The sequence below is a fragment of the Edaphobacter sp. HDX4 genome (assembly GCF_036877565.1).
Classification (GTDB): Bacteria; Acidobacteriota; Terriglobia; order Terriglobales; family Acidobacteriaceae; genus Edaphobacter.
On record NZ_JAEDXW010000008.1, the window covers coordinates 137,502 to 163,154 of the forward strand.

The following is a 25,653-nucleotide window of genomic DNA, read 5'->3' on the forward strand; positions in this document are numbered from 1 at the left end:
TCTGTCACATCCCGCCATGCCGGTGCTTCAGCGCTGACGGCTCTGTTGCTGTCTGTTCTCTGTCTTCCTGCCGCCGCACGGCAATCCGCGCCTGGCCAGAGCTCCCCCCAGCCGCCTCGCGCAATGAAACATCCCGGCTTCCCTGGCCCAAATCATCCAGGAAAAAATCAGGAACACCTCCTCCAATGGATGAACCGCCACAGCAATCTCACTCCCGAGCAGCAGCAGAAGGCTCTCGAGCGCGAGCCCGGCTTCCACGACCTGCCCGCCGAGACCCAGCAGCGAATGCAGCAGCGCCTCTCGCAGCTCAACAACATGAGCCCCGAGCGACGACGCCGCTGGCTCGAGCGCAACGAGGCCATCGCACAGCTCAGCCCTTCTCAGCGGCAGCAGGTTCGCGATGCCATGGGGCAGTTCCGCGGACTCCCCCCCGATCGCAAGCACCAGGTCGCTCAAGCCTTCCGCGAGCTTCGCGAAATGCCGGAACCGCAGCGCCAGGCCCTGCTCAACTCCGATCAGTACCGCAGCCAGTTCAACGACCAGGAACTCGGCGCGCTCTCAGGACTCCTCTCCATCGAGCCTTACCACGTGATCCTGCCCAACTCGCAGGGCTCGCCGGACAGATAGCTCCGCCCCTGCAGCAGACATCATTGTCTTCCAGGGATGCCATCGCTCTATCGCTGTAACCCTTGCGCGAGAGCCGGACCGCCCTGTGCGGCCCCGGCTCCGATATCGTATGTCTCCTATTGCGTCACGCCAGCATTGGATGGGCTTAGACCGAGTAGGGCTTTCCGTTGACGATCACGTTTTCGAGCCTGAGGTTAGTGACGCCGGAGGTATTGAGCTTGTCGTTCTTGATGGTGACGTTGAAATCCTTCAACAGGACGTCGCTGATTTCGGTCTGGCCGGGGTTGGGCTTGATGGTGCCGAAGGAGGTGAACGTGCCCTTGATGCCGACGATGTTCAGGTTCTTGACGATGGATTTGGGCGGCTCCATGCCCTGGAGATCGAAATACTGCGACCACGGTGCCATGTTGATGATGCCGCTGGAGGGGCCTTCGGATGTGATGTTGCGGAAGGTGATGTCCTCGTAATGCTGGGGGGTATCGGGGCGCAGCTTAAGGGTGGCGATGCGGACGCCGCCAGTAATCTTGCAGTCTTCTGCGATGACGTCGCGGACAATGGTGGCCTCGCTGCCGCAGGTGAGAACGCCGCCGCCGCGCTTGAAGGTGCAGTTGCGAACGCGGATGTGCTCGACAGCCGGGCTATCCTTGTCCTCCATGGCGCGGGGGCCCTTGGAACCTTTGCAGGCAATGCAGTCGTCCGTGACAGAGAAGACGCAGCCATCGACAGTGACGTTGCGGGAGCTGTCGATGTCGATGCCGTCAGTGCTGGGAGCCTGCCTATAGTCGTCGGGCACCTGGAAGTGGACGTTGTGCACAAGAACGCCGTCGTTTTTATAGAGGTGGCAGTTCCAGAACTGCGAATCCTTGAAGGTAATCCCTTCGATCTTGACGTCCTTCGAGCCTTCGATGAGCGCGAGCCGGGCGCGCGGCATGCCGGTGTTTGCAAAACCTTTGTTTTGGGCTCGATTCTTCCAGAAGAGCTCCCAGATGGGCATGCCGGCACCGTCGAGAGTGCCATCGCCGGTGAGCTGGAATCCGTCGCAGTTCTTCGCATTGATGAAGGCTGGAGTGAAGTTGTCCATGAAGTGGCCTTCGATACGGGTCCGCTGCGCGGGGAAGTTCGAGAGGTCGGTGGAACACTTGAGGACGGCGCCTTCCGTGAGGCGAAGATGGACCTTCGTTTTGAAGAAGAGAGCCCCGGAAACGAAGACGCCCTTGGGGACGACAACGGTGCCTCCGCCCTTTGCGGCAAGCTGATCGATGGCAGCCTGGATAGCCTTCGTGTTGACGGTGGAGTCGTCGGCGATCGCACCGCACTTGGTAATAAGGAGCTCGCGAGTGGGAGCAGCGAAGACTTTCGCGGCGAGTGACCAGAGAGGGGCCGAGGCGACGAGGGAATTGAAGCGGCGGCGGGAGTAGCGCTCAATAGACATCAGCGGATCCTTGGAACGGGGTCTGGGCCCGAGTGACGTCAGGTCCCGTCTCTGATGATCAGACTTCGGAAGGTTTGTTGTCCACCGCGGATGCTGATTGCGAGGGTTCTGCATTCGACTGCCAATGAATACTCGGAAGCGGCTTCTCGTCAGCAATCTTTCATCTCCGAGAAGCGCCTTTGCGAGTAGTAGTCCAACCGCCACGCGTGATGGATTGTTCCGCGTGAACGACTGTTCAAAGGTGCCTGGATCGCTAATCTATCCGCCGCATCTGTCACCGCATTGAACCATGCCTACCGGGACTGATCAGCTCCTGAGCATGTGCCGCTCTCTTCACATGCTCGCCTCCGCAGTTCATCCTCAAGTCTCTTCTGGTCATCGATATCGTCTGCGCTGCCATACCAGCGGATGATCTTTCCTGTCTCATCGCGCCGCGGAGCTCCCCGGGAACGGACCCAGCGCCACTCTCCGTTGGAGGAGCGTACGCGGCATTCCACATCAATCAGGTCACCGGTGCGCACGGAATGTTCGATCACTTCCTCCACGCGCTTCTGGTCGGCCGGGTGAAGTGCGCTGACGAATCCTCGACCGTGATAATCCTCTTCGCGCATCCCAGTGATCTTCTGCCAGCGGGGGCTGATCATGATAGCCATCCCTTTTTCATCGAGCACCCAAGGGATTTGCGGGTTCAATTCCACCATGTGACGGTAGTGATCCTCGCTCTCCCGCAGGGCCGCTTCAGCTCGCTTGCGGGCCGTGATATCAGTCACTGCCACGGAGATACCAAGCACCTCGCCGGCTTCGTCGAATACGGGCACGTAGGACAGGAGAAACGCTTCTTCCTCCCGCCCCTCGAGCTTCGGCCACGTGACCACCACGTTGGTGGCAGATTCTCCAGCCAGCGCGCGCCGCAGATATGGTTCGATCTGCGGATAAAGAGACGGAAGCATCTCGCTGACAGTGTGCCCCAGGTGCCTTTGAATCGTAGCGCCGTGCATGTTCGCTAGTTGCTGGTTGATGCTGACGTACCGCAAGTCAGGGCTCAGAAACGCAAGACCAGCAGGAGCACCATCGTAGAGCGCCTGCAACTGGGCGAGCCGCTGGCCTGGAGGCGAATTATAGGAAATGTCCCGCCATAAGCCGGAGGTAGACCGCGACGGGGATCGAGGTGGCTGCGCGGCAGTTACTTCGCTTAGCTTTTCTGCTGGAACGGGTCTTCCGAAAAGCCATCCCTGCGCCATCTCGCACCCCAGCGACAGCAGCATCTCTGCCCGTTGCTCGGTCTCCACGCCCTCAGCAATGGTCTTCATTCCCAGGCTCTGACCCAGGCCTACGACTGCCGAGACGATCTTCCGGCTCTCCCGCCGTTCCGTCATCGACCCCACAAAGCTGCGGTCGACCTTCAACCCGTCAAAGGGAAGGGACTGTAGATGAAGCAGGCTGGAGTACCCGGTCCCGAAATCGTCGAGCGCCAATCGGCATCCTTCTGCCTTTAGCTCCGCTGAGATTGTCTGCGCATGTTCCAGGTTCTCTAACAACGCACTCTCGGTAATCTCGATCACCACCCGGTTCAGGGGAAAACCGGTTGCTTCCGCGGCCTCTCGGATGCGCTTAGGAAGTGTCAGGTCGCGCAGCAGATGCGGGGAGATATTGAACGCAAGCCACTGCGGACTCGGTAACATTCTGCCGGCCGTGAACGCCCTGCCGATCAACATTGCAGTCAGATCGCCGATCAGCCCTTCCTGCTCTGCCTGAGCGATAAATGCGCTGGGTGGCACAATGCCTAAGGTTCCGTGTAGCCATCGGCCCAGGACCTCCACACCAGCAACTTCGCCAGTACGAAGCGTCACTACAGGCTGAAAGAACGGAACAAACTCTTGGTTCTGTAGGCCAACGCGAAGCTGTTCATTGCTGATGTACATTGAAGAACCTGCAGTTCAGCACCGCCACTATAGAACATCCTCGGGTTATCTGCTCGCCCTGGTAATAGCTCAAAGGCGGAATTGAACCTGGTTCAGTGAGTCCATTTTCCCTGTTGGCGACAGTCGAGGCATCAACTGCGGAGGTCCCTTTCACAAACCGCGAGGCCACACCGGACTCGTAAGCACCATCGTCCATATGGGGCCTTTTTGATAGAGGGCGCCCACCATCTTGAGGAACGTCGGTACTTCTCCATCCATGACCCAGACCTTGATATCCGAAGGTTGTTTACCAATCACAGGGGCAACGGCACCGGCGACCCCCCCGATCTCGATATGAATGTTGAACGCACCTGCCCGCCGGCTAGTACCTCCTACATGAAAACGGTCCTCTTCACTCCGCTTGATTGCTAGCTTCACCAGGCGCGGCTTGGAGCCTCCTGCGATATAGGACACCTTCATCTCTGTCGCCTTCACTGGGAAGTTCTCAAGGATGGGTGACATGATGCCATTCGCCAAGTCTGGAGGAATATCCATCTCTTGGCTCTTGACTTCGTCTTTGCCGTCCTTCATCTCATGCCAGGTAACCTGCTTGGTCGCAACGTTCACCGTCATATCGAGAGGTTCTGGGAACGACGGCCCGCGCTGGATATGATGGTCGCTCACTAAGGCAAGGACAGTGCCTTGCCTGAAGACGGTAGTCTCATCATCGATAGACCCGTCTCTGAAGTGGAAGACCAGCCGGGAGCGCACCTGGTCGCCGTGAGTGATACTGATCTGATCTCCCACGGCTATGACCTTGCCATCAGAAGACTTCAGCAATAGAAAGCCGTGACTCGAGCCCTGCTTACGGTGAGCGGCCACAGGTTCCCCCGATGCCAGGCTACAGGTCGCAAAGCAACAGATCAGAAGCCACAGTACGTTAGAACGTAAGCCGATCACGATGCTTCCATTCGTGGTCCGCCTTCCGGAAGCCACTAGCCACCTGCTTGGCCGTATAGAGAAATCCCACCACATCGACAAGTCCCACCACATCGAAAAATCTCACCACATCTCCCTTTTCGTATTTCGATGTCAAAAACGAATCACCGGCTGTCCGGCACATCTGGACATTCGACAAGCAAACAAGCCTCGATCCGCATCGAATGTCATTGCGATGCAACCAGCCCCATCAGCTCCGCCGGAATCCCTCGCCCAGGCATTACCCGAGATGATTCGAAGCCCTCTTCGAACGATCGTGCCTCCGTGGAGTTCGAAGGCAGCTGCATGCACCGCCACGGTGCGTGCCGTGGCTTTCTTTGTGACGAACCTTCAATCCGGACGCGGAGAAGCTACGAAGGCTATGCTCGTCGAAGCCGTTTACGCCATCTTTGCCGGAGGATTGATCGGAGCGGTCTCGCAGCACTTGCGACGCGCCAGGCCTCTCTGGGCTACCGGGCTTCTCATCTGCATCGCTCTTCCCGGAACGATGACCCTTGCCCAGCTTGGAGTACATCACCTCGTAAAGACCCCACATCAGAGCGGGGGACTTCTTGTCTCTTTTTTCCTTGCGGCACTCGCGGCAGCCTACACCTGGTACGCCATGCGCCACGGCGCCATGTTGGGAGGCATCGACGAAACCACAGTCCGGCATGACCTGCGATCTCTGCCGCGCATCTCCCTGGATTTCCTTCTGGCCGGTCCGCGATGGATAGCCTCAAAGCTTAAATATAAAGACAAGCGCAGTTCGACCAGCGAAACTCCGGACCCCGGTGAGCGATAGATCGCCGACTCATCGAGAACCGATCGATACTCACAACTCGGCTTCTCGTCAGCAATACACTCCTGGCGGGAAGCGTGTTTATGGAATCGATGCGCAGATCGCCGGAGGCTGACTTCTTGGAATTGTGCGTAGGGCTGGGACTAATGGACTCTGGGGGACAGGCCGATTCCTTCACCTGCCCGCCTCCACAATTCTTCCTCGAGTCGCTTCTGGTCGTCGATATCGTCTGCGCTGCCATACCAGCCAATGATCTTTCCTGTCAGGTCACGTCGCGGAGCTCCCCGTGAACGGATCCAGCGCCACCCTCCGCTGCAGGTCCGGACGCGGCATTCCACATCGATCGGGTCACCGGTGTGAACGGAATGCTCGATGGCTGCTTCCACGCGACTTCGGTCAGCCGGATGGAGTGCGTTGATGAAGCCTCGTCCGCGATACTCCTCTTCGCGCATCCCCGTCAAGCACTGCCAACGGGGGCTGATCATCGTAGCCATCCCTTTTTCATCGAGCACCCATGGAATCTGCGGGTTCAACTCCACCATATGCCGGTAGTGATCCTCGCTCTCCCGCAGCGCCGCCTGGGCTCGCTTACGGGACGTGATATCGACCACTGCCACGGAGATACCAACGACCTCGCCCGCTTCGTCGAATGCGGGCAAGTGGGACACGAGAAAGGTTTCCTCATCCCGACACTCAAGTCTCGGCCGCGTTACCTCCACATTGATGGCAGATTCTCCCGCCAGCGCATGCCGAAGATGTGGTTCGATCTGCGGATAAAGGGCCGGAAGGATCTCGCTGATCAGGCGGCCATAGTGCTCTTCAATCGGAGCCTCGTCAATGTTCGCTAGTTGCTGATTGATGCTGATGTACCGCAACTCAGGGCTTATAAACGCTAGGCCTACAGGTGCACCGTCGTAAAGGGCCTGCAATTGGGCGAGTCGCTGGCCCGGAGGCGAGTTATAGGAGATATCCCGCCACAGGGTGGAGCTGAATCGCGAGGGTGTTCTGGGTGGATGCGCAGCCGTTACCGCACTGATCTCTTCTGCCGGTACGGGCCGTCCGAAAAGCCATCCCTGCGCCATCTCGCACCCCAGCAACAGCAGCATCTCGGCTTGCTCCTCGGTCTCCACACCCTCAGCAACGGTGGCCATTCCCAGGCTCTGCCCCAGGCCTACGACTGCCGACACAATCTTCCGGCTTTCACGCCGTTCCATCATCGACCCCACGAAGCTGCGGTCGACTTTCAATTCGCCAAATGGAAGGGACTGCAAATGAAGCAGGCTTGAGTAACCGGTTCCGAAGTCGTCGAGCGCCAGCCGGCATCCTTGCGCCTTTAGCTCGGTTGCGATCGTCTGCGCATGCTCCAGGTTGTCCAGCAACGCACTCTCGGTAATCTCGATGACTACCCGGTCCAGGGGAAAGCCGGTGGCTTCGGCAGCTCCCCGAATACGCTCCGGAAGCGTCAGATCGCGCAGAAGATGCGGCGAAATATTGATGGCCAGCCATTGCGGACTGGGCAACATCTTCGCGGCGGTGAACGCCTTGTCGATCACCATGGCGGTGAGATCGCCGATCAGCCCTTCCTGCTCTGCCGTTGCGATAAATAATCCGGGCGGAATAACGCCTAGCGTGCTATGAAGCCACCGCGCCAGGACCTCCACCCCAGCAACTTCGCCGGTTCGAAGCATTACGACAGGCTGGAAAAATGGAACAAATTCTCCGTTTTGTAGTCCGGAGCGAAGCTGATCACCGCTGATATACATGGATACCTTGAGACTGACAACGCAACTATAAAACATCCATCCGGCCTGGTCACGACCACGAAAGTGGGACTAGAGCATACCTCTCAAGCGATTGCAAAGAGCGTGGGCGATACGGGTCCATCGAAGGGATGAACACGCGAATCATCAACATTGACGGTTTAACTCGCATCAATTCTGCTGGTTACCGAGAAGCCGGCTTCTCGTCAGCAATACACTGCGTCCGGGAAGCGCATTTATCGTAGTTATGCATCTGGCGTGAGCTGGATTGCTCAATTCGGGAGAGTTTATGACCGACACAACCGAGTTTGACGGCGGACGAAAGGTTACCGTGTATATTCCGCTCACGCCGCCTGAAGCCATCGTGTTTGCAGGTGATGGTCAACGAATCGCCGGGTGGGGCCGTTCTCTTGAAAGCGCTATGGTGCCGTCAACCATGATCGTGGGCGTCCATAGCCTGAACGATGAGAGACTGCGCCTTCATGACTACTCGCCGGGCTTTGACCCAGAGCGCTTCGCTGCACATGAAACATTCTTCGTCGAAGACGTACGCCGATGGACGAAGGCTCGCTTCGGCGTAGCACTGCCTGCGGAACGTACCGCGATCTTTGGTGCTTCGGCGGGTGGAGAATCGGCTCTTGCTCTCGGGCTTCGGCACCCGCAAGTCTACGGAGCGATCCTATGCGCTTCTCCCGGCGGCGGCTATAAGCCGCCCGCTACTATGCCGTTCCCACTTCCACGCACGTATCTTGTCGCCGGTACGGAGGAACCTTTCTTCCTCGACAACGCTAGAAGATGGGCGGTCGCTCTGCACAATGCGGGTGCGGATGTCGTTATGCAGGAGCGAGCTGGGTCGCACGGTGGCGCATTCTGGAGAGAAGAGTTAGCCCTGATGGTGGCGTGGGCGTTTCCTCCCTAGTCCTGATAAGTTCGGCTTCTCGTCAGCAATACACTGCTTCCGGGAAGCGCATTTATGGAGAGAGATCACCGGACCGCCGCTTGTAGACTTCGACGATGTCCATCCACGCACAGCCGCTGACGATGTACGTCAGCCCGGAAATCAGACGGCGTGTATGTTTGTTGCAAAGCATCACGATACTTTGGTTGCTGGTCGAATCTGCTGTCTCGCGTTCGCTGCATCCGATTTGCACAATCTGTCACTTGTCGCGTTTGTCGGCGACAGGATCGTCGAACTGTTGTCCGCGCCTCTTGTTCTCCGTTCGTTCGGGCCGAAGTAATCCCTTACGAAGGCTCAAACCCATCAGTTATAGGAATTAATATGCGCAAGCTCAAAATCATCGAACATATCTCGCTGGATGGCATCATCCAAACCACCAGCGGTCCGGAGGACGATTTCCCATACGGCGACTGGACCGCGCCGTATCGCTCGCCTGCCGGGTTACAGGTAGTGAACGAGATGTACGGCAAGACCTGCGACGTGCTGCTTGGCCGCCGGACCTACGACACGTTGGCGAGTTACTGGCCGAAAGCGCCGAAGAGTCCGATGGCGGACCGCCTGAACGCATCGATGAAGTACGTCGTAACCCACAGGCCGGAGAGTCTGGAGTGGGGCCCGTTTGAGACGGTTGGATCGGATCTCGTGGAGAGCATTCGACGCATTAAGGCCAGGAACGGCCCGGACCTGATGGTGCCTGGCAGCGGTTCGCTGATCGCCACCCTTCTCGAGCACGGGCTGGCGGACGAGCTGGTTCTGCTGGTTAATCCGATTGCGCTGGGCAAGGGCAAACGCTTCTTCGAGGGCGGGACGCTGCCGCGCGGCTTTGCGCTGGGTAGCTCACAGGCTTTGCCCTCCGGCATACTCGTGAACGTCTACAAGCTTATTCCCACGCTGGCAGAGGAGGCCCTCTCACGCGCCAAGCTGGACCGTGAAATGGAGATTGCCCGCGAGGTGCAGGAGCGATTGTTCCCGCAGACGTTTCCTGACGTTCCCGGCGTAGAGATGGCCGCGCACTGCAGACCAGCCCACACGGTCGGCGGCGACTACTACGACCTGATCTCGATCCGTGATGGCTCGCTCATCGCAGCAAAAAATGCGCAAGGCTGCGACCGCCTGGGTATCGCGATTGGCGACATCAGTGGCAAGGGCGTCTCCGCCGCGCTGTTGATGGCAAGCCTTCATGCCAGTCTGCGCGGTCAAGTGCTGAGTGGCGCGGGCGGACTTGGGACCGATCTGGGAGCCAAGATGGCCAATGTCAACCGCCTGCTCTACGACGCGTCCGACTCCAACCGCTATGCCACGTTCTTCTACGCCGAACTGGACTGCGGCTCGCGCACCTTGCACTACGTCAATGGCGGACACAATCCTCCTGCGGTGCTGCGCAAAGAGCACGGCGCTTGGCAGGTATTTCGCCTGGGAGACGGCGGCCCCGTCGTCGGGCTGCTTGACGGTGCGGCCTACAAGCAGCAGATGCTTCCCCTGATCCCCGGCGATATTCTACTGGCCTTTACTGACGGCATCAGCGAAGCCATGAACGCTGCAGAAGACGAGTGGGGTGAAGACCGTATGATCGCCGAGGCGCAGGCCCACGCAGACGGCAACGCTGCGGAGCTGTTGCAACATCTGTTTCGTGCGGCCGACGCCTTTGCTGCTGGCGCGCCGCAGAACGATGACATGACGCTGCTCGTGCTGCGGATTTCAGCTTGAGATCATTCGGTTGATCCTCGGATCAGCCATGGCTTTCTGGTCTGGTCGACCGAAAGTCGTCATCCTGCGCTTGGTTGATCGGACGGGCACATCCTGGCACCATCCGGGGTAATCAGGCCTTGAACTCTACATTTGTTACGTTGACCTCCTCCGTTGCGCCCGCGACGACTCAAGAGAAGGTCCTCACAAGTCCGCTTCTCGTCAGCAGTACCCCACGCTGCTTCCGGGAACGGCGTTTCCGGATACTCATCTGCTAAACGAAGCTCAATGAGTTCGTTGGCCTGTTATCGCCATTGCGATCAGGAGAGTAAGCATGCCGAGGGTGGCAAACTGGCAACGAACGTTGGTTGACCTCTGAGATCCGGTTCGCATAAGACAGACCATGTTCATTCGATTTTTCCCAGTATCGAATTGACCCCTCTTGGTGCCCAGCGTAAGATTTGCCCGGCGCGTGAGTGATCCTCGCGACGTTCCTCGGTCCTCGTCCGTGGCTCTCTTCAGAATTCTATCTGCCCCCTAAATTCCCAGGAATCCCCGGCTCCCTGCTTCATTCCAACTAAACCGATGCCTCATCGAGAGCCCTCATCCGCTCTCGAAAAGCTATCTACCAGGCTCTGAAACAAATTCAGATCAACCATTGTGCAAACTCTCGGTTATCTCCTGTATCTCCCGTGTGGGTTGCCATTCCGGCTTCGGGCCTCTCCGAGGTTCACTCTCAGCAGCAACGCATTTCTTCAATTGGAGAATAGACAATGAAACGCAGAGACTTCCTGAAAACTACCGCCGCCGTCGCAGGCGCCAGTGTCGCCACTCGTCTTGGTTTCTCTCAAAACATTACCGAACCAGGAGCGAAACCCAACATCCTCTTCATCCTCGTCGACGAATTGCGTTGGCCCACCGTCTTCCCCGTCGGCGTCAACAGCGCCGAAGAATACTTCAGGCGCTTCATGCCGAATCTCTACAAACACGTCTGGAAAGGCGGCGTAAAGTTCTCCAATTACCACACCGCGGCATGCGCGTGCACGCCTGCTCGCGGCACCATCATCACCGGACTCTACTCCCATCAAAGCTGGCTCATCTCTACCATCCTCTCCAATCCCAAGCTGCCGGTCCTCAATCCTTCATTTCCCACCTACGGCAAGCTCCTTCAGGCGGCCGGCTACACCACCCCCTACTACGGCAAGTGGCACGTCTCCATCCCCAGCGGCCCCAGCGACACCGCCCCCTACGGATTCGCCTGGAACAGTCCCCCAGACGTAGTCGGATTCAACCTCCAAGGCACCTACGGCGACCCCATTCCCCCACCGCCTCCCCCCAACCCAACGGAACCTCCTCCATACCACAACGACGCTTACACCACCAACCAGGTCATCTCCTACCTGCAAAACGTCAAGACCACCGATGCCCCTTGGTGTCTGACTGTCGGCTACGTCAACCCGCACGACCGCGAATTCTATCCCGCTGGCACCGAGTTCCTCACCTACACCAACGTCTTCGCGAACTACAACCAGAAGAAACCCCCAAGTGCCCAACTCAAGCAGTTCACCGACTACACAACGACTCCGCCCATCGTTAACTGGAACATCAACAAGCTCAAATCACCTCCGCCTCAGGGGTATCCCTTCTTTCCCCCTAACTGGGAGAATCCCACCAAGTACGCGGCATTCAACAAACCCACCACTCACACCTACATTCAGCAGTTTTCAGCCGCCATTTGGGGAGGCATTGCTCCTAACCCATTTCAGCTCGGCTTCGAGGTCACTCCCTACGGCAAGGGAAACCTCGGCTTCGGTGTCGGCAACGCGCCCTTCTACTACTGGCAGCGCGGGCTCGACAGCTACACCCAGGTCACCAGGCTCGTCGATCAACAGATCGGCGAGGTACTCGATCAGCTCCACAAACTGCCCCAGAGCGTCATCGACAACACCGTCATCATCTTTGCCTCCGACCACGGCGAATACAGTGGCGCGCACGGCTTCGTTCAGGGCAAGATCGGCACCGTCTATGAGGAGTGCACCCACATCCCGCTCATAGTCATGGACCCCAGCGGCCGCTTCACCGGCGACACCAACACCATCCGCACAGGCCTCTGCTCCTCCGTCGACCTGCTCAACATGTTCGTCACCCTCGGCAACAAGGGCGACACAACCTGGCTAACGCAGGCCCCCTATAACCAGATCTACAACAACCGCCATGACATATACTCCATGCTGAAGTCGCGCTGGGCCCCCGGCCGAGACCATCTTCTCTTCGCTACCGACGAGATTGCTCCCAGCTACTTCAACTTCAACAACTCCCCGACCAACATCCTCGCCCTCCGCACCGAGGACACCAAGGTCGGTGTCTATGCCGACTGGAAGCCGCTCTCCGTCACCATTGACCCCACTACCGTGCAGCTCGAGTTCTACGATTACTCCACCAAGGCCGGTAAACTCGAGCTCTTCAGCAACCCCAAAGACCCCCGTGCCCAGCAGGGGTACGACGCGCTCATCAACAACTACATCCCCAACGAGCTCGCCGCGCCTCTACCCGGCAATCCCCTCGATCCCAACTCGCTGCGCTTCCAGCAGATCAAAGCGGAGATCGCCCACGTAGCATTCCGCGATCTCATCAAGAACGAGCCGGACTCCACATGGCAGACCGGCAACGGCTTGCGTAAGCTGCTCGGTTACGGTGGGCAATTCTAACGAATGGTCCGAACCGCAAAAACTCAGGGGGCGCTCATTCCGCGCCTCCCTTTGAGTCTTATTCAACACCTAACGCCTTGAGTAGCCAGCCTCCGAGATCTCGTTCGATCAGCGAGATCGCGCACTTTCCATACTCGCAGTCACAGATACTGACTGAATCTGCAATCAAAAGTGTCTGCAATCCGGCTATCGCAAGCTCGCGCCTCTGGGAGAGGAGGTATACAGTTTCCGAGGACGAACTGGATTACTCCCTACAAGTCGGCTTGTCGTCAGCAATCCTAAACTGACGCTATGAGCGTTTATCGGGACTTGGCGACTCTCCCGCAAACAGACTCGAATTGCTTCCAGACCGCTGCGTCGTCTGTGACGCTGAAAAACGGTTCCATCTTTTTATGCATCATGATCTCAGTTACGCCCGCCACCGTAACCGCGGTGTATGCCGGGTAACTAAATGGTGCTCCGTTTCTGAAGGGGTCCTTCAAAGACCAATATCCGCAACCCTCGCTGCCTTCTGCACTTCGCAGAGTATGCTTCGCATGGTCTTGCATAACGAATCCTGCTCTGCTTCCCCAAGGGTAGCTGTAGTAACTCATTGTTACGGAGACATCCATTGGCGCGAAGCCTGCAGGTAATGCAAGCCACCGTGGGAGCCGAGAAGCCTTCTCCAACTGGAACGTTGACTCAGGGAGGGCATGGCAACCGACGTAGGTCAGAGGCAGCATCGTTGCAAGAACGATCAAGAAATACGCCACAGTACGCGAACGGGATAAGGTCATCACTACGCTCTCGTCACCTAGTTGCCTGATTGCATGAACTGCATTCTATAGAAGCGGTCCATTCCAAGTCGGCTTGTCGTCAGCAATCCTAAACTGACGCTATGAGCGTTTATGAGGAGTAATCCTTTTAGTACCGCTGTACTGATTAATCTGAATCTTCGCGTTCGTGGGAGTACAGGTAGTAGAAGTCGCAATCTATGCCGACATTCAATTCGGCCAGCCCAGCGATAGTCGAGGAGTCCAGACCAAAGCCGGGATAGTCAGTGTGGAACCAACCAACAAGCTGAATGAAGACTGTGTGCGCACGCCCTACCTGCCGGATCTGCTCTGCGTAATTGAGACTTTGTTTTAGTACATCGCGAACGTGATCCTCAAGCGAGGCAGACCGAGCCAAGCGTGACTCCAGAGACCAGCGGCTGAACTTACGCTCGTAGTGTGTGCGCTCATTTCGGTCGCCCTTACTCCAGCTCTCTGAAGGCACCAATCCCAAGACAGACGTGATCTGTTCTGGGTCGAAATCGCCCGTCACGGTGAGGTACGCGTATTGCTCGTTATCTTTGACCATCAAGGTCAGCATATCGTTTAGCTTGGGTATTGAGAGCGTCCTCGGCCTCATCAACCGCAATCCACGTGATTACTCCTGATATGTCGGCTTCTGGGAAGTGACTGGGCGGTTCTCCGAGCTTCGGGAGAATACAAAGGCGTTCTTTGAGCCTTCGACCCAACGATGGCATTCAAGAAGGAGGTCCTGGTCGGAGTCGGAGGTCGTTCACGTCAAATTGGCCGACCACCTATTGACGATAGGCCAGGATGCCAGCACCCCCTGAGAAGCGCGCCGCTGTCGCTTGGGGATGTCTCCAGGAACCCCGCACGCGCGCCTGGCAGATCACAGATCTCCCGAGCCTTGGCGGTGTTCCTGCGAGCGATAGCGACGCCTGATCAGGTACCGGACCGTCCCCGCGCTCATCGTGAATCCTCGTCTCCTCCAAGGTGTCATCCTGAGCGAAGCCGAAGGATCGTGGTTCTGACCGGATTTCAGGCAAAAGACCACTTTGTCCTCAGCATGCAGAGTGCAGATCCTGAGAGGAAGCAGGAACGAAACTGCCTATCCTCTCCCTTCCAAGCCGTACGGCAGACCTCCATCTCACTTGACGCCTCCGCTCCGCCGTCCTATCCTTAAATAGGATGAACGCTAACTACACCCTCTGTTGCCGCTGTCGCCGCTCCTAAGCTGGCCAGCGCAGAGGCGTGTACGCTGTAGCTCTTGAAAGCGTTCCCTTCCTGCATCCCCCCACACTCCATACAACCTGAAAAGAGTCGAGCCTCTATGAAAGCCCTTGCTCGTAAGTTTTCGGCTGCTTCGGCGCTGCTTGCAGGCCAGCTCCTGCTCACAGCCGCGCTCCTCCACGCCTCCTCTCCCTCCGCCATCGACGGTCTGTGGGAAGGAACGGCAACTGTGCGCGGTCAGCAGGTCCCCGTCCGGCTCCAGATCACCGGATCCGCCTCTCACCTGGAGGCTAGTCTCCTCAACGGCCCTGAGCGATCGCCCGCGTCCTCCGTCACCTTTCAGGACGGCAAGCTCCTGCTCAGCTTCAACTACTTCGCCCGAACCCTCGAGGCGAACCTCGCCGGCGATCAGCTCACCGGCACCTTCGGCCTTACCTCCAACGCGCCTCACGCCACTCCCCGTGTCCCGGTCGCGCTCCACCGCGGAACCGCCAACGCTTCCTCGAGCGAAACCGGTCCTGATAGCTCGATTAGTCCTGATATTCGCGGCGACTGGGAGATCGCCGTCTCCAGCAACAAGGGCGAATCCGCCTGGCTCCTTCGCATCCAGCCCTCCGCAGATCCCGGCTCCCGGACTACCATCAAGGCCGTGGTCCAGCGCATCGATGGCGACACCGGTTCCCTCTACGGATCCTGGGACGGCCATCAATATACAGCGAGCCACTTCACCGCCGCCGGTCCCGCTCTCTATTCCATCGTTCCCCAGCCTGACGGAACCCTTCGCGTCTCCAATCTTCTGGCCTCGGATGCCCTGCGCGCGCAGTCTCGGGACCTGGTCGCTCGGCGGCCCGTCGAGGCACGAAAAGAGAATCTCGCCGCGCCAACCCAGTCCACCCAGCAGACTCGAATCAAAGATCCCGCCACCCCGTTCACCTTCAGCTTCCCGGATCTGGCCGGAAAACAGGTCTCCAGCTCTGACCCGCGCTTCCGCGATAAGGTCGTCATCGTGGCCATCGGTGGCTCCTGGTGCCCCAACTGCCACGACGAGGCTCCCCTGCTCGAGAGCCTCTACAAGCAGTTCCACTCCAGGGGTCTGGAGATCGTCGACCTCAGCTTCGAAGAAGAAGATCAGCTCCAGAACCCCACCCGTCTGCGCGCCTTCATCCAGCGTTACGGAATCACCTACCCGGTCCTCGTCGCCGGAACACCCGATCAGCTGACCGAGAAGATCACCCAGGCGGACAATCTCAACTGCTGGCCCACCTCGTTCTTGCTCGGGCGCGATGGCCGAGTCCGCGAGGTTCACGCAGGCTTCGCCGGTCCCGCCAATCCGGAGGCCCACAACGCCCTTGAGGAAGAGGTCACAGCGACGGTTCAGCGGTTGCTCGCCGAGCCATCACCCTCTCGCACAGCAGCCAAATGAACCTGCATCGCAGATGGGGCTCGGCCACCATGTCAAGCCCCATCTGCCCTCAATCCTTTTTCCTTCAACGATATAGAATTGCCGTTTTGTTTCCGTCCACCAGCTATCCTTAATTAGGAGGAGAGATGCGGGTACCGTCTTTCTGGAGCCGACCGCGGTCTCCGCACGAAGGGAAATACCAAGACGATCATTCCCGGGGAAAATCCCATAAGTCTCCTAAATAGAATAATTTGCATGAGAGAAGCAGATAACGTTCTTTATTTTCAATAGTTTGACTTACGGGCAGCAAAAGAGGTCCGAACCTAAGTCCTTATCTTGGAAGATTTTGCGCAAAATGCGGGGAGGGGTACCTAGGATTGCACAAGACTCTTGAGAAGAAAGATCACGTTCGCCGGACGCTCCGCCAGCCTCCGCATAAAGTATGGATACCACTCCGGACCGAAGGGAACATAGACCCTGACGCCGAACCCCATCTTGATCAGCCGTCGTTGCAGGTCCCTCCGGATCCCGTACAGCATCTGGAACTCGAAGGCCTCCTTCGGAACTCCCTGCTCGCGGACAAAAGCCAGCAGATTCTCGACGATCGCCTCGTCGTGAGTCGCAATCCCGCAGAACACCCCGGAGGTCATCATCCTCTCCGCCAGCTTCACGTAGTTCGCATCCACGTCTGACTTCTGCGGAAAGGCGATCTCGGCCGGCTCCTTGTAAGCGCCCTTACACAGCCGTATCCGGATTCCCTGCCCCAGCAGCCGTTCCGCATCGGCCTCTGTGCGGTAAAGATAAGCCTGCAGCACCGTCCCGACACGAGCCTTCCCGTCGCCGCGGCTTTGCAGACGCTCCGTGATCGCAATCGTCGCCTCGGTGTAAGAGCTTGCTTCCATGTCGATCCGAACGAACGACTGTACAGCGGAAGCGTGCTCGACCAGCTTGCCCACAATCCTCTCGGCCAGATCGGGATCGAAGTCCATGCCCATCTGCGACAGCTTCAGACTGACATTCGCATTCAGGCTGCGAGCTGCAATCGCATCCAGCAATCGGTGATAGACCTCAGCAGATGCCTCGGCCTGCGGCCCTGTCGTCACGCTCTCGCCCAGCGCATCCAACGTGGCGGCGATTCCTTCGCGATTCAGCCGATCACAAGCCGCGAGCACATCGTCGAGCGTCATGCCCGCCACAAAGCGCCCGGACATTCTTCTTCCCATCGAAGAGCGCTCTGCAAACCTTCTCAACGGACGGTTCTGCGACAGGGCTATGAAAGCAGATCGAAGCAAATTGCAAAAGACCTCGGTGCGGCCCGCGCCGCCACTGAAATCTTCTCACACGCTTCTATCCTGCGACTCCGACAGCTCGACTCAGGGACGCTTTCCAACCTGGTTCTTCTTGAGCGCAACCTGCAGCGGAATCGTCGTTGGCCCTGCCGCGCCGATGTACTCGAACAGGCTGTTCACGTAGTTGTCCGAAGTCCAGACGTTCCCCGATGCATCGATAGCAATGCCGACTCCAGCCGTCGCTCCGTTCGAAACGTATCCTGTCGACGGCGAGATCGCTGCTCCCTGGTTCGTGAACCTGCTGACCGAGCCGTCCGAGTTTGCCGTCCAGACCGTGTTATCGCCATCCACAGCGATCGATGCCGCGCCCGCCGGAATCCTGTAGCCCGCCCCGGACAAAGCCGCCCCGGAAGGATTCAACTTGCTGACGATGGGCTGATCGAAGCTCGCGATCCAGGCATTTCCTCCGGCATCCATCGCAACACCGACTGCACCGTTGATTCCGCCGCCGGTGTAGCCGGTGGTTGATGCCGCTGTGCCCGCGTTGGAAAATTTGCTGGCGCTGTTGCTGTAGCCGTAGTTCGCGACCCAGACGTTCGCCGAGTGATCCAAAGCGATTCCGTAAGGAAAGTCGAGACCACCCTGCGAGAACTGGCCAGCAGCGCCGCCCCTCGCATTCAGCTTGGTGATCGAGTTATCTCCATTAGCCGTGAAGATATTTCCGCTGGCGTCGAGGGCCAGCGCGTAGGGCAGCTTCAGTCCGCTTGCTCTGAAGCCTGTGCCTGACTTCACACCACCGCTCGGAGTGTGTTCGCTGACCGTGTTATTGCCTTCGTTTGCCGTCCATACATCCCCCGCGTCGTCCACCGCCACAGCCTGCGGATAGCTCAGTCCTCCCCCGGTCACGCCGGAAGATGCAGTCAGAGCCTCTCCCGCAGGACCAAATTTGCTCAACGTGCCAGGATCAGTCGCGTTGGGAACCCAGATGTTTCCATCGCCATCTGCCGCGATCAGCTGACCATACGTCAGGCCGCCGCCGGTGTACTCCACGCTCAGAGTCCAGTCATTCGGCACCCCCGCCAGCCAAGGCTGATAGGGACCAGTCAGCCCCAGAGAGTTCAGGCGAATCGCAGGATTCAAAGCAATATTCAAGATCGAGGCCAGCGTATCCTTCGGAGCGACTCCCGATATAGTTGTCGACTGGAAGAGCTTCGTACAGGCCAGCGATCCGCCCGAAGATTTCACACAGTTGGCAAGAAGATTAGCCAGACTATCGATCTTCGTCTGCGGCACGGTGCCGTTACCTGCGGGGGTCTTCGCGCGCAGACGGCCGCTGTACCTGTCATACAGGTTGTTAGCGGTCTTGAATCCGTTTGCGATCCCAATCGAGTTCGTACTGCTGCTGCCAACCGCCGTGCTGCCAACTTTCATGAACTGCGCCAGAGCATACGCGCTGGCAACCGTCGTAATCTCGTTCACCACGAATGCATGCCCATCTACCGTGCCGCACGCTCCCAGCGCGGACATCAGGACTGCGCCGCTATTTCTGCCCGCTCCCGCATCGCCTCCAACAACGACCAGATAGACCTGTACGGCCGCGGAGGGGCAGGTATACATTCCCACGAATGCTCCCTGGCTGTCGGTAGCGACAGAACCGGATCCGCTGAGAATCGAGCGAGCTCCCGTTCCATAACCTGTCGTTCCCACCGCATAGAGAGACACGCTCGCACCGCTGACCGGCAGGTTTTGCCCACTATAGATCTTCCCTACCAGCGAGGCCGAGGATGCCGTGACAGGCGTAGAAGGTATCGAAGGAGACGTAACCGGAGGGCTTGTTGTGGCGGGTGTGCCGGCGGCGGGTGTGCCGGCGGCGGATGTGGCGGCGGCGGATGTTGTTGTCGACGTCGGTGTCGACGGATTGGCGGGCGTTGTAGCAGGTGGAGTTGTGCTCGTTGTACCCGTCGCTGGCGGAGTGGTCGTCGTAGAAGACGAAGAAGAGCCGCTTCCGGACGGGACGGAGCCGGTCGATGAGAAGGATGAGCCGGGACCTGCTCCGGTCCCGCATCCGATGAGCAACATTCCTGTCGCGACCACGAGGCACGCACCTATCCCCTGCCGGGATTTCGTACAACGCATAACACTCCTTGGCTGACTCGCCGTTCAAGGCGATTCAGAAGAAAAAAGGGCTGCAGCGATTCATGGAACCAAGGGGGCGGCACACGTCATTTCTCCCTCATTGAGGGGAGAAGAAAACACAGCAGGGTCGTGCTCTACAGAAGGAATGATTGAGTGTGTCGTGAAAGACGGTGCCGGGCTATCCCACATTGGTGGAATGCAAAAGAAAACGGGAGAGCGAGGGCTCTCCCGTTTTCGCCATCTTGAAAGGAGTTATTTGGTGACAGAATCCTGAGAAGGCTGTACGACCACAGGCGGTGCCAGACGAACCGGCCTCGTCACCATCGACGTCGTGTCCCGGATCTCGGCTATCGCCTCGTCATAACGCCCGGCGATCGAGTTTGCCCGAATCACCGCCATATCTTCCAGCATCTTCATGCCGTCTTTCAGATAGCTGAGACGGCTGCGTTCGTCATGGCCCCAGGTAACGGGAACTTCGCGAATCTCGTAGCCAAGTTTCTGCGCGATAAAGAGGATCTCCGGGTCGAAGCCCCAGCGCTCGATGGTCTGCAGACGGAAGACCACCTGAGCGGCAGAGCGACGAAATGCCTTAAATCCGCACTGCGTGTCTTTGAACGGAAGTCCCATCACCGTCCGAGTGATCCAATTGAAGCAACGTCCGAAGAACTGTCGATAGAGTGGCTGATGGATCGTCTGCCTGGCGCGATCGAGCCAGCGAGAACCGATCGCCACATCGGCTCCGTCGCGGATTGAGGCTAACAGCCTGTCTGCCTCCTCCATGGGAGCGGAAAGATCGGCGTCGGTAAACATGACGATCTCGCCCGCTGCCTGCAGCAAACCATTTCGGACGGAGTAGCCCTTTCCACGATTTCCTGGATTCTGGATAAGGTGCAACCGGGGATGAGTTTTCATCCAGCGCTTTACGATTGCTGCGGTGTCATCGGTTGAGCCGTCATCGACGACCAGAACCTCGGCGTCCCATCCCTGCTGCTCTGCGCAGGACAAAATGCGATCTAATGCATGCTCAATGCGTGTGCTTTCGTTGTACGCAGGAACGACGATACTGAATTCTGGGTGCGCCATGGCGCGGTCCGGCCCTCCCGGGGGTTAAATCCTGCATGACGACAGTGAATCCTTGGGATAACGCCGTTCATCATACTGCAACTATTTGACGTGTGAGAACCACTTTCTGTTTCAGTTTCATACACAAGCATAAACTGCCTATCGCCTGTTTTCCCAGAGACAGTGTCCTGCCGGTGTTTACACCGGTGAGTGCCTGCTACACTCCACAACATGCCCGACGATTTTGCGCCGCAACCGTCGTTTATGCCTCCGTCACCACCCCCACCTCCACCGCCCGCAGGCGGATATGGTGCAGGGCCTTACAACAATGCTGCGGGGCAGTATCCTCCGGCCTACCGGCCCGGTCCACGGACCAACCGCTCTCCGTGGTTCTACGTGCTAACCATCGGAGGTTCTTTCGCAGCGGTCTGTCTGGTGTTCGCCTGCATGTTCTGGTTCATGTTTCGCTCGATAAAAGGGACCGAATCGTCCGGGCTCGGAATCGGTGGTACGGACAGCATCGCGGTGATCGACATCGAGGGCGTCATCCTCTCGCCGGAGACGGTAAACAGTCAGTTGCGCAAATTCGGTGACGATTCCTCTGTGAAGGCGATCATCCTCCACATCAACTCGCCCGGCGGAGGTGCCGCGGCTTCGCAGGAGATCTACCACGAGGTTCTGCGCGTCCGGGAAGAGAAGCACAAGAAGATCGTGGCCTCCGTGGAGAGCGTCGGTGCCTCGGGAGCCTACTACATCGCCAGCGCCTGCGACCGGATCTATGCCAATCAGGCCTCTGTAGTAGGTTCGATCGGCGTAATTATGGAGTGGATGAACTACGGCGATCTGCTGAAGTGGACGAAGTTGAAGAATGTAACCATCACGGCGGGCGAACTGAAGGATGCAGGGGATCCCAGTCGGGATCTGACCCCGAAGGAACAGGCTTATTTTCAGTCGCTTGTGGACAATATGTACTTGCAGTTCGTTCACGATGTCGCGACCGGCCGCCATACGAGCGATGACAAGATCAAATCGCTTGCCACTGGCCAGGTATGGACCGGGCAACAAAGCCTCCCATTGGGACTGATCGACAAGATAGGCGGCTTCCGCACGGCGCTGCTGGATACGGCCAGGCAGGTGGGTATCTCCGGAGAGCCGACGATCGTTCGCCCGGCGAAGAACAAGCGGGGCCTGTTTTCCATCCTGGCCGACAATGGGGAGGACATCTTTCCCAATCCTGGCCAGATGCTCAATCGAGCTCCGGGTTTCTACTTCATGTGGAAGTGACCGGGCACCAGGCTTTAGGCACTGATCCCTCTCTCTCGAATTTTGACTCAGTTTTTTCGCCTCGGCTCCCGGGTTACCGGGAGCCGAGTTTTCAGGCCGCCTTCGTGAGCCCAGATATTCTTCCTTTCCTTTCCGGAAGCCGGGTTTCCTTTCGGCCTCGAGATGCATCCCATTTATAATCAAGCTAGTAAGCCGGCATTTGGATGCAGCCCGCTCGGCCCTCCCTGATTGAAAGGACCCCGCTCATGACCAAAGCTGATCTTGTCGACAAAGTAACCTCCCTCGGCGACCTTACCCGTCGCGACGGAGAAGTAATCGTCGATACGCTCTTTGAATCTGTCATCGGCGCACTCAAAGCTGGTGACAAAATTGAAATTCGCGGATTCGGCAGTTTTCGAACCCGGCAGCGGAATGCGCGGACCGGTCGCAATCCAAAGACCGGCGACAAAGTGGACGTTCCCGCCAAAAGAGTGCCGTACTTCAAACCTTCGAAGGAACTTAGGGATTCGGTGAATCCTACGGGGATGAAATCTTCTCCGAAGACGGAGACTGCTTCCTCCTCTGAGCAGGTGGATCCGCATCATCCGCCGGCGATGTAAGTCGTCGTCTTGTTTTGAGAACGGGCCATTGTCTTCTCCATTGAGACACTGGCCCATTCGTATTTTGCTAACAAACTAGTGAGCAGCCGAGTCTTCTTTTCAGCATGCTTTGCCAAATGCTCTATACTCGGTAGAACGTGGAGCTACTCCTCAATTTCTTGTGGCTGTCTGTCTCGATCGCTCTGGTCATCACTTGGGCGCGAGCGGTCCGAAACGGCCACTCGAAGCAGAACTGGAGCGCCTTCATAGCTCTGGTACTTCTTCTCATTCTCCTGCTCCCCGTGATCTCGATGACAGATGATTTGGTGGCGATGGACAATCGCACGGAACTGGAACATGTCGTCCGGCGAAGCGAAATGCCCCTTTCGCAGTTGGCTCATGACACGGCAGCGCTCCTTGATATCGGAATGCTCGCCGTTCTGTTTTTGATTGGCTTTGCGGTACTGTTTTCACGATTGTCCCGCTTCACGCTGCGTGGTTCTGCAAGAAAATTGATGGACGGATTTATCCGTACCGCCGGAGTGCGCCCGCCTCCGTTCGCTGCCTCCGCAGCCTAATCACAGTCTTTCCCACATAAAACTTGCAATTCCGTTTAAGCGGATCTCTGTTTCCCTGCTTAAACCTGAAGGTAGGCATGACACCGAAAGCCCTTCGTGTCTTCGGCGCCGCATTTTTCTCTGCGGCGTCGTTACTCACGGCACAGACGTCACCCTCTGCGCAGTCTCCTGCGCCCGTCGCACCTCTCACCCTGCAGCAGGCTGTTGATCGAGCCATCGCCGCAAACCCGAACCTGGCTTCTGAGCGTGAGCATGTCTCTGCGGTACAAGCGGACAAGATCACGGCCGGGCTTCGCCAGAATCCCAACCTCACCCTGTTGGGGCAGACGATGACGCTTCCGGAGGTGAATAACACCGGCGGCAACCCATTCTTCTACTCCGCCGGAGTCTCCCGTCTGTTCGAACGCGGACAGAAGCGCCGCTGGCGTCTGGAATCCGCCACGGCGGTCGCGGACTCCACGCAGAGCCAATATCGAGACCAGCAACGACAGCTTGTGCTTGCAGTTCGTCAGGCGTTTACGACCATGCTGCTGGCCAAAGCTTCGCGCGCGATCGCGGAAGAAAACCTGAATGACTATCGCAAGACTGTTGATCTGAGCCGCGCGAGACTCGATGCTGGGGACATCACGCAAACAGACTTCGATCGCATTGACCTCCAGCAGGCTCAATTTGAGTCCGATCTCGACACCGCGAACCTTAGCCTGCAGCAGGCATCGGCACAGCTTCAGCTCCTCTTCGGCGTGGACCGCCCGGCTTCGTCGATGGACGTCGTCGGAACGCTGGATCCGCCGCAGATCCCGCTGACATTGACCGAAGCAGAAGAAAAGGCCCTGGCTGCGAGGCCGGACTTTCTTGCCGCACGACAGGCGCTTACCGCAGCGGAAGCGAATGCTCGTCTGGCGATAGCGGGAGGAACGGCTGATCCGACGCTATCGAGCGAGTACGAGCGAAGCGGCGCAGACAACACGTTTGGCGTAAATGTCTCTATTCCGTTGCGCATCTTCGATCGCAACCAGGGCGAGAAACAACGGACGCACTACGAGGTCGAGTCAAGCCGTCTGTCTGTAACCGCCGCGCGCAACCAGGTATTCTCCGATGTCGATCAGGCATGGATCGCACTCGATACTGCGCAACGATTGGCTCAGCGCTACAACAGCCATTATCTCGTCGAAGCAGGTCACGTTCGCGACAACCTGCAGTTCAGTTATCGAAACGGCAACACCACGCTGCTCGATTATCTTTCTGCTCTCCGCGACTATCGCTCCATCCGAGTCGGCGCCCTCACGGCGAATGCACAGGTATGGCTCGCACTTCACCAGCTCAGCTTCGCTACTGCGACGGACATCCTCCCATGAAGGTTCGAATGAACAAGATCAAGAAAAGTCCCGAATTTCTGCTTCTGCTTGCCATGGTGGCGGCTCCGCTGACGGCATGCAAATCCTCAGCGCCACCCTCTGCGCAAAGCACACAGCCTGCGAATGCAGGGATTGAGACCGCTGTGGCTCACTCGCAAAAGAGCACAGATTACCTTGAGATTCCGGCGCACATCGAGCCCGACCCCTCGCATGTCGTTCGCATCTTTCCTCCGCTGAGCGGACGAATCCTCGGCCTTCGTGTTCTTCCGGGCCAGGAGGTCAGGAAAGGCGACGTCATCGCACAGCTGCAAAGCAGCGACGTCGCTTCGGCCCGATCGGACTACGAGAAAGCAAAGATCGAGGTGCTACGAACCGACCGAGCGTTGTCGCGAGGCAAGCTTCTGCTGCAGCATGAGGTTCTGTCGCAGGCCGACTACTACGAGTTGGAAGCGGCAGATCAGACCGCGCACTCAGAGCTTGAGCGCGCGCGGGAACGTATCCATGAACTCGGATTTTCCGAGGACACCTCGTCCGATCAGGTCGCGCTGCGGGCTCCAATCTCTGGCGTGGTTCTTGATATCGGCACGGCAGCCGGAGAGATGCAGCGATCCCTCGACAACGCCACGCCAATCGCGACGATCGCAAATATCGACTCGGTCTGGATCGTCGGAGACATCTTCGAGCGCGATCTGGCCAGCATAAAGCCGGGTCGGGAGGTGCAGGTCTCTGTACCGGCCTACGCAGGGGAGACGCTCTCAGGCCGCGTTACCAATGTAGGCGATGCGATCGATCCCAATACACACACGCTCAAGCTGAGGGTCGTTCTGCCGAATCCGAAGCACACATTGAAGGCCGAAATGTTTGCGACGATTCGGATCCCCGGTGCTGCACGCGATGCCATCGTTCTTCCGTCCACCGCTGTGCTTCATGAAGGCGACAAGAACTCGGTGTTTGTCGTGAACACATCGGGCAAATACGAGGAGCGTCCCGTGACCATCGGTCGAACCTTCGATAACGGTACGAAGAAGAATATCGAGATCCTTACAGGAATCAACGACGGCGATAAGGTCGTCACATCAGGCGGGGCTCTGCTCCGTCCATCTGACGGAGAGTAACC

The 25,653-nt window shown here is 58.1% G+C and carries 21 protein-coding genes; 11 read left to right on the top strand and 10 right to left on the bottom strand.

The features are described 5' to 3' along the window. The first annotated feature begins 189 nt into the window (after positions 1-189). Positions 190-627 carry a DUF3106 domain-containing protein gene (locus JAO29_RS10130; RefSeq protein ID WP_334268089.1) on the top strand — a complete coding sequence of 146 codons (438 nt, stop codon included), beginning with the start codon at positions 190-192 and terminating at the stop codon, positions 625-627. Between the two features lie 145 nt (positions 628-772). Here JAO29_RS10130 and JAO29_RS10135 read toward each other — a convergent pair whose 3' ends face one another. From JAO29_RS10135 to JAO29_RS10150, 4 genes are all read right to left on the bottom strand, one after another. Then, positions 773-2,059, bottom strand: coding sequence for a glycoside hydrolase family 28 protein (locus JAO29_RS10135; protein WP_334268090.1), 1,287 nt, complete (start codon positions 2,057-2,059; stop codon positions 773-775). A gap of 293 nt (positions 2,060-2,352) precedes the next feature. Further along, positions 2,353-3,981: a sensor domain-containing phosphodiesterase gene (locus JAO29_RS10140; RefSeq protein ID WP_334268091.1), complete on the bottom strand. Its 1,629-nt coding sequence runs from the start codon at positions 3,979-3,981 to the stop codon at positions 2,353-2,355. A 150-nt stretch (positions 3,982-4,131) separates the two neighbouring features. Beyond that, entirely contained in the window at positions 4,132-4,842 is a 711-nt protein-coding gene (locus tag JAO29_RS10145; RefSeq protein ID WP_334268092.1) for a hypothetical protein, read from the bottom strand. Positions 4,843-4,900: 58 nt separating this feature from the next. Then, positions 4,901-5,026 (bottom strand): hypothetical protein, encoded by a 126-nt coding sequence (locus tag JAO29_RS10150; protein ID WP_334268093.1) that lies wholly within the window; start codon positions 5,024-5,026, stop codon positions 4,901-4,903. 108 nt (positions 5,027-5,134) lie between these two features. Between JAO29_RS10150 and JAO29_RS10155 the strand changes: the two genes are divergently transcribed. Then, positions 5,135-5,740: a hypothetical protein gene (locus JAO29_RS10155; protein WP_334268094.1), complete on the top strand. Its 606-nt coding sequence runs from the start codon at positions 5,135-5,137 to the stop codon at positions 5,738-5,740. Positions 5,741-5,880: 140 nt separating this feature from the next. Here JAO29_RS10155 and JAO29_RS10160 read toward each other — a convergent pair whose 3' ends face one another. Further along, positions 5,881-7,500 (bottom strand): EAL domain-containing protein, encoded by a 1,620-nt coding sequence (locus tag JAO29_RS10160; protein ID WP_334268095.1) that lies wholly within the window; start codon positions 7,498-7,500, stop codon positions 5,881-5,883. A 286-nt stretch (positions 7,501-7,786) separates the two neighbouring features. On the opposite strand from JAO29_RS10160, the gene JAO29_RS10165 reads away from it, so the two are divergent. From JAO29_RS10165 to JAO29_RS10175, 3 genes are all read left to right on the top strand, one after another. Further along, positions 7,787-8,416: an alpha/beta hydrolase gene (locus JAO29_RS10165; RefSeq protein WP_334268096.1), complete on the top strand. Its 630-nt coding sequence runs from the start codon at positions 7,787-7,789 to the stop codon at positions 8,414-8,416. Between the two features lie 360 nt (positions 8,417-8,776). Beyond that, positions 8,777-10,162, top strand: a complete 1,386-nt coding sequence (locus JAO29_RS10170) for a SpoIIE family protein phosphatase (RefSeq protein ID WP_334268097.1) — start codon at positions 8,777-8,779, stop codon at positions 10,160-10,162. Between the two features lie 752 nt (positions 10,163-10,914). After that, positions 10,915-12,849, top strand: coding sequence for a sulfatase-like hydrolase/transferase (locus JAO29_RS10175; protein WP_334268098.1), 1,935 nt, complete (start codon positions 10,915-10,917; stop codon positions 12,847-12,849). A gap of 921 nt (positions 12,850-13,770) precedes the next feature. Here JAO29_RS10175 and JAO29_RS10180 read toward each other — a convergent pair. Continuing rightward, positions 13,771-14,202, bottom strand: a complete 432-nt coding sequence (locus tag JAO29_RS10180) for a DUF4279 domain-containing protein (protein ID WP_334268099.1) — start codon at positions 14,200-14,202, stop codon at positions 13,771-13,773. Positions 14,203-14,952: 750 nt separating this feature from the next. Here JAO29_RS10180 and JAO29_RS10185 point away from each other — a divergent pair. Beyond that, the gene (locus JAO29_RS10185; RefSeq protein WP_334268100.1) at positions 14,953-16,275 is read left to right on the top strand and encodes a TlpA disulfide reductase family protein; all 1,323 of its coding nucleotides are present in this window, start codon (positions 14,953-14,955) and stop codon (positions 16,273-16,275) included. 350 nt (positions 16,276-16,625) lie between these two features. On the opposite strand, the gene JAO29_RS10190 is transcribed toward JAO29_RS10185, so the two are convergent. From JAO29_RS10190 to JAO29_RS10205, 4 genes are all read right to left on the bottom strand, one after another. Then, positions 16,626-17,477 (bottom strand): proline dehydrogenase family protein, encoded by an 852-nt coding sequence (locus JAO29_RS10190; protein WP_334268101.1) that lies wholly within the window; start codon positions 17,475-17,477, stop codon positions 16,626-16,628. A 150-nt stretch (positions 17,478-17,627) separates the two neighbouring features. After that, positions 17,628-19,265 carry an NHL repeat-containing protein gene (locus tag JAO29_RS10195; RefSeq protein WP_334268102.1) on the bottom strand — a complete coding sequence of 546 codons (1,638 nt, stop codon included), beginning with the start codon at positions 19,263-19,265 and terminating at the stop codon, positions 17,628-17,630. Positions 19,266-19,296: 31 nt separating this feature from the next. Continuing rightward, positions 19,297-19,644: a hypothetical protein gene (locus tag JAO29_RS10200; RefSeq protein ID WP_334268103.1), complete on the bottom strand. Its 348-nt coding sequence runs from the start codon at positions 19,642-19,644 to the stop codon at positions 19,297-19,299. Between the two features lie 287 nt (positions 19,645-19,931). Then, on the bottom strand, positions 19,932-20,762 hold the full coding sequence (locus JAO29_RS10205) for a dolichyl-phosphate beta-glucosyltransferase (protein ID WP_334268104.1): 831 nt from the start codon (positions 20,760-20,762) through the stop codon (positions 19,932-19,934). 189 nt (positions 20,763-20,951) lie between these two features. Between JAO29_RS10205 and sppA the strand changes: the two genes are divergently transcribed. The 5 genes from sppA (at position 20,952) to JAO29_RS10230 (ending at position 25,651) form a co-directional block, all read left to right on the top strand. Continuing rightward, positions 20,952-22,025, top strand: a complete 1,074-nt coding sequence (gene sppA, locus JAO29_RS10210) for a signal peptide peptidase SppA (RefSeq protein WP_334268105.1) — start codon at positions 20,952-20,954, stop codon at positions 22,023-22,025. Positions 22,026-22,270: 245 nt separating this feature from the next. After that, the gene (locus tag JAO29_RS10215; RefSeq protein ID WP_334268106.1) at positions 22,271-22,624 is read left to right on the top strand and encodes an HU family DNA-binding protein; all 354 of its coding nucleotides are present in this window, start codon (positions 22,271-22,273) and stop codon (positions 22,622-22,624) included. Positions 22,625-22,782: 158 nt separating this feature from the next. Continuing rightward, complete coding sequence (locus JAO29_RS10220) at positions 22,783-23,181, top strand: hypothetical protein (protein WP_334268107.1); 399 nt, start codon at positions 22,783-22,785, stop codon at positions 23,179-23,181. A 77-nt stretch (positions 23,182-23,258) separates the two neighbouring features. Beyond that, a complete protein-coding gene (locus JAO29_RS10225; protein ID WP_334268108.1) occupies positions 23,259-24,536 on the top strand; it encodes a TolC family protein in 1,278 nt (425 codons plus the stop codon). An 8-nt stretch (positions 24,537-24,544) separates the two neighbouring features. Further along, positions 24,545-25,651, top strand: a complete 1,107-nt coding sequence (locus tag JAO29_RS10230) for an efflux RND transporter periplasmic adaptor subunit (RefSeq protein WP_334268109.1) — start codon at positions 24,545-24,547, stop codon at positions 25,649-25,651. Positions 25,652-25,653 lie beyond the last annotated feature (2 nt).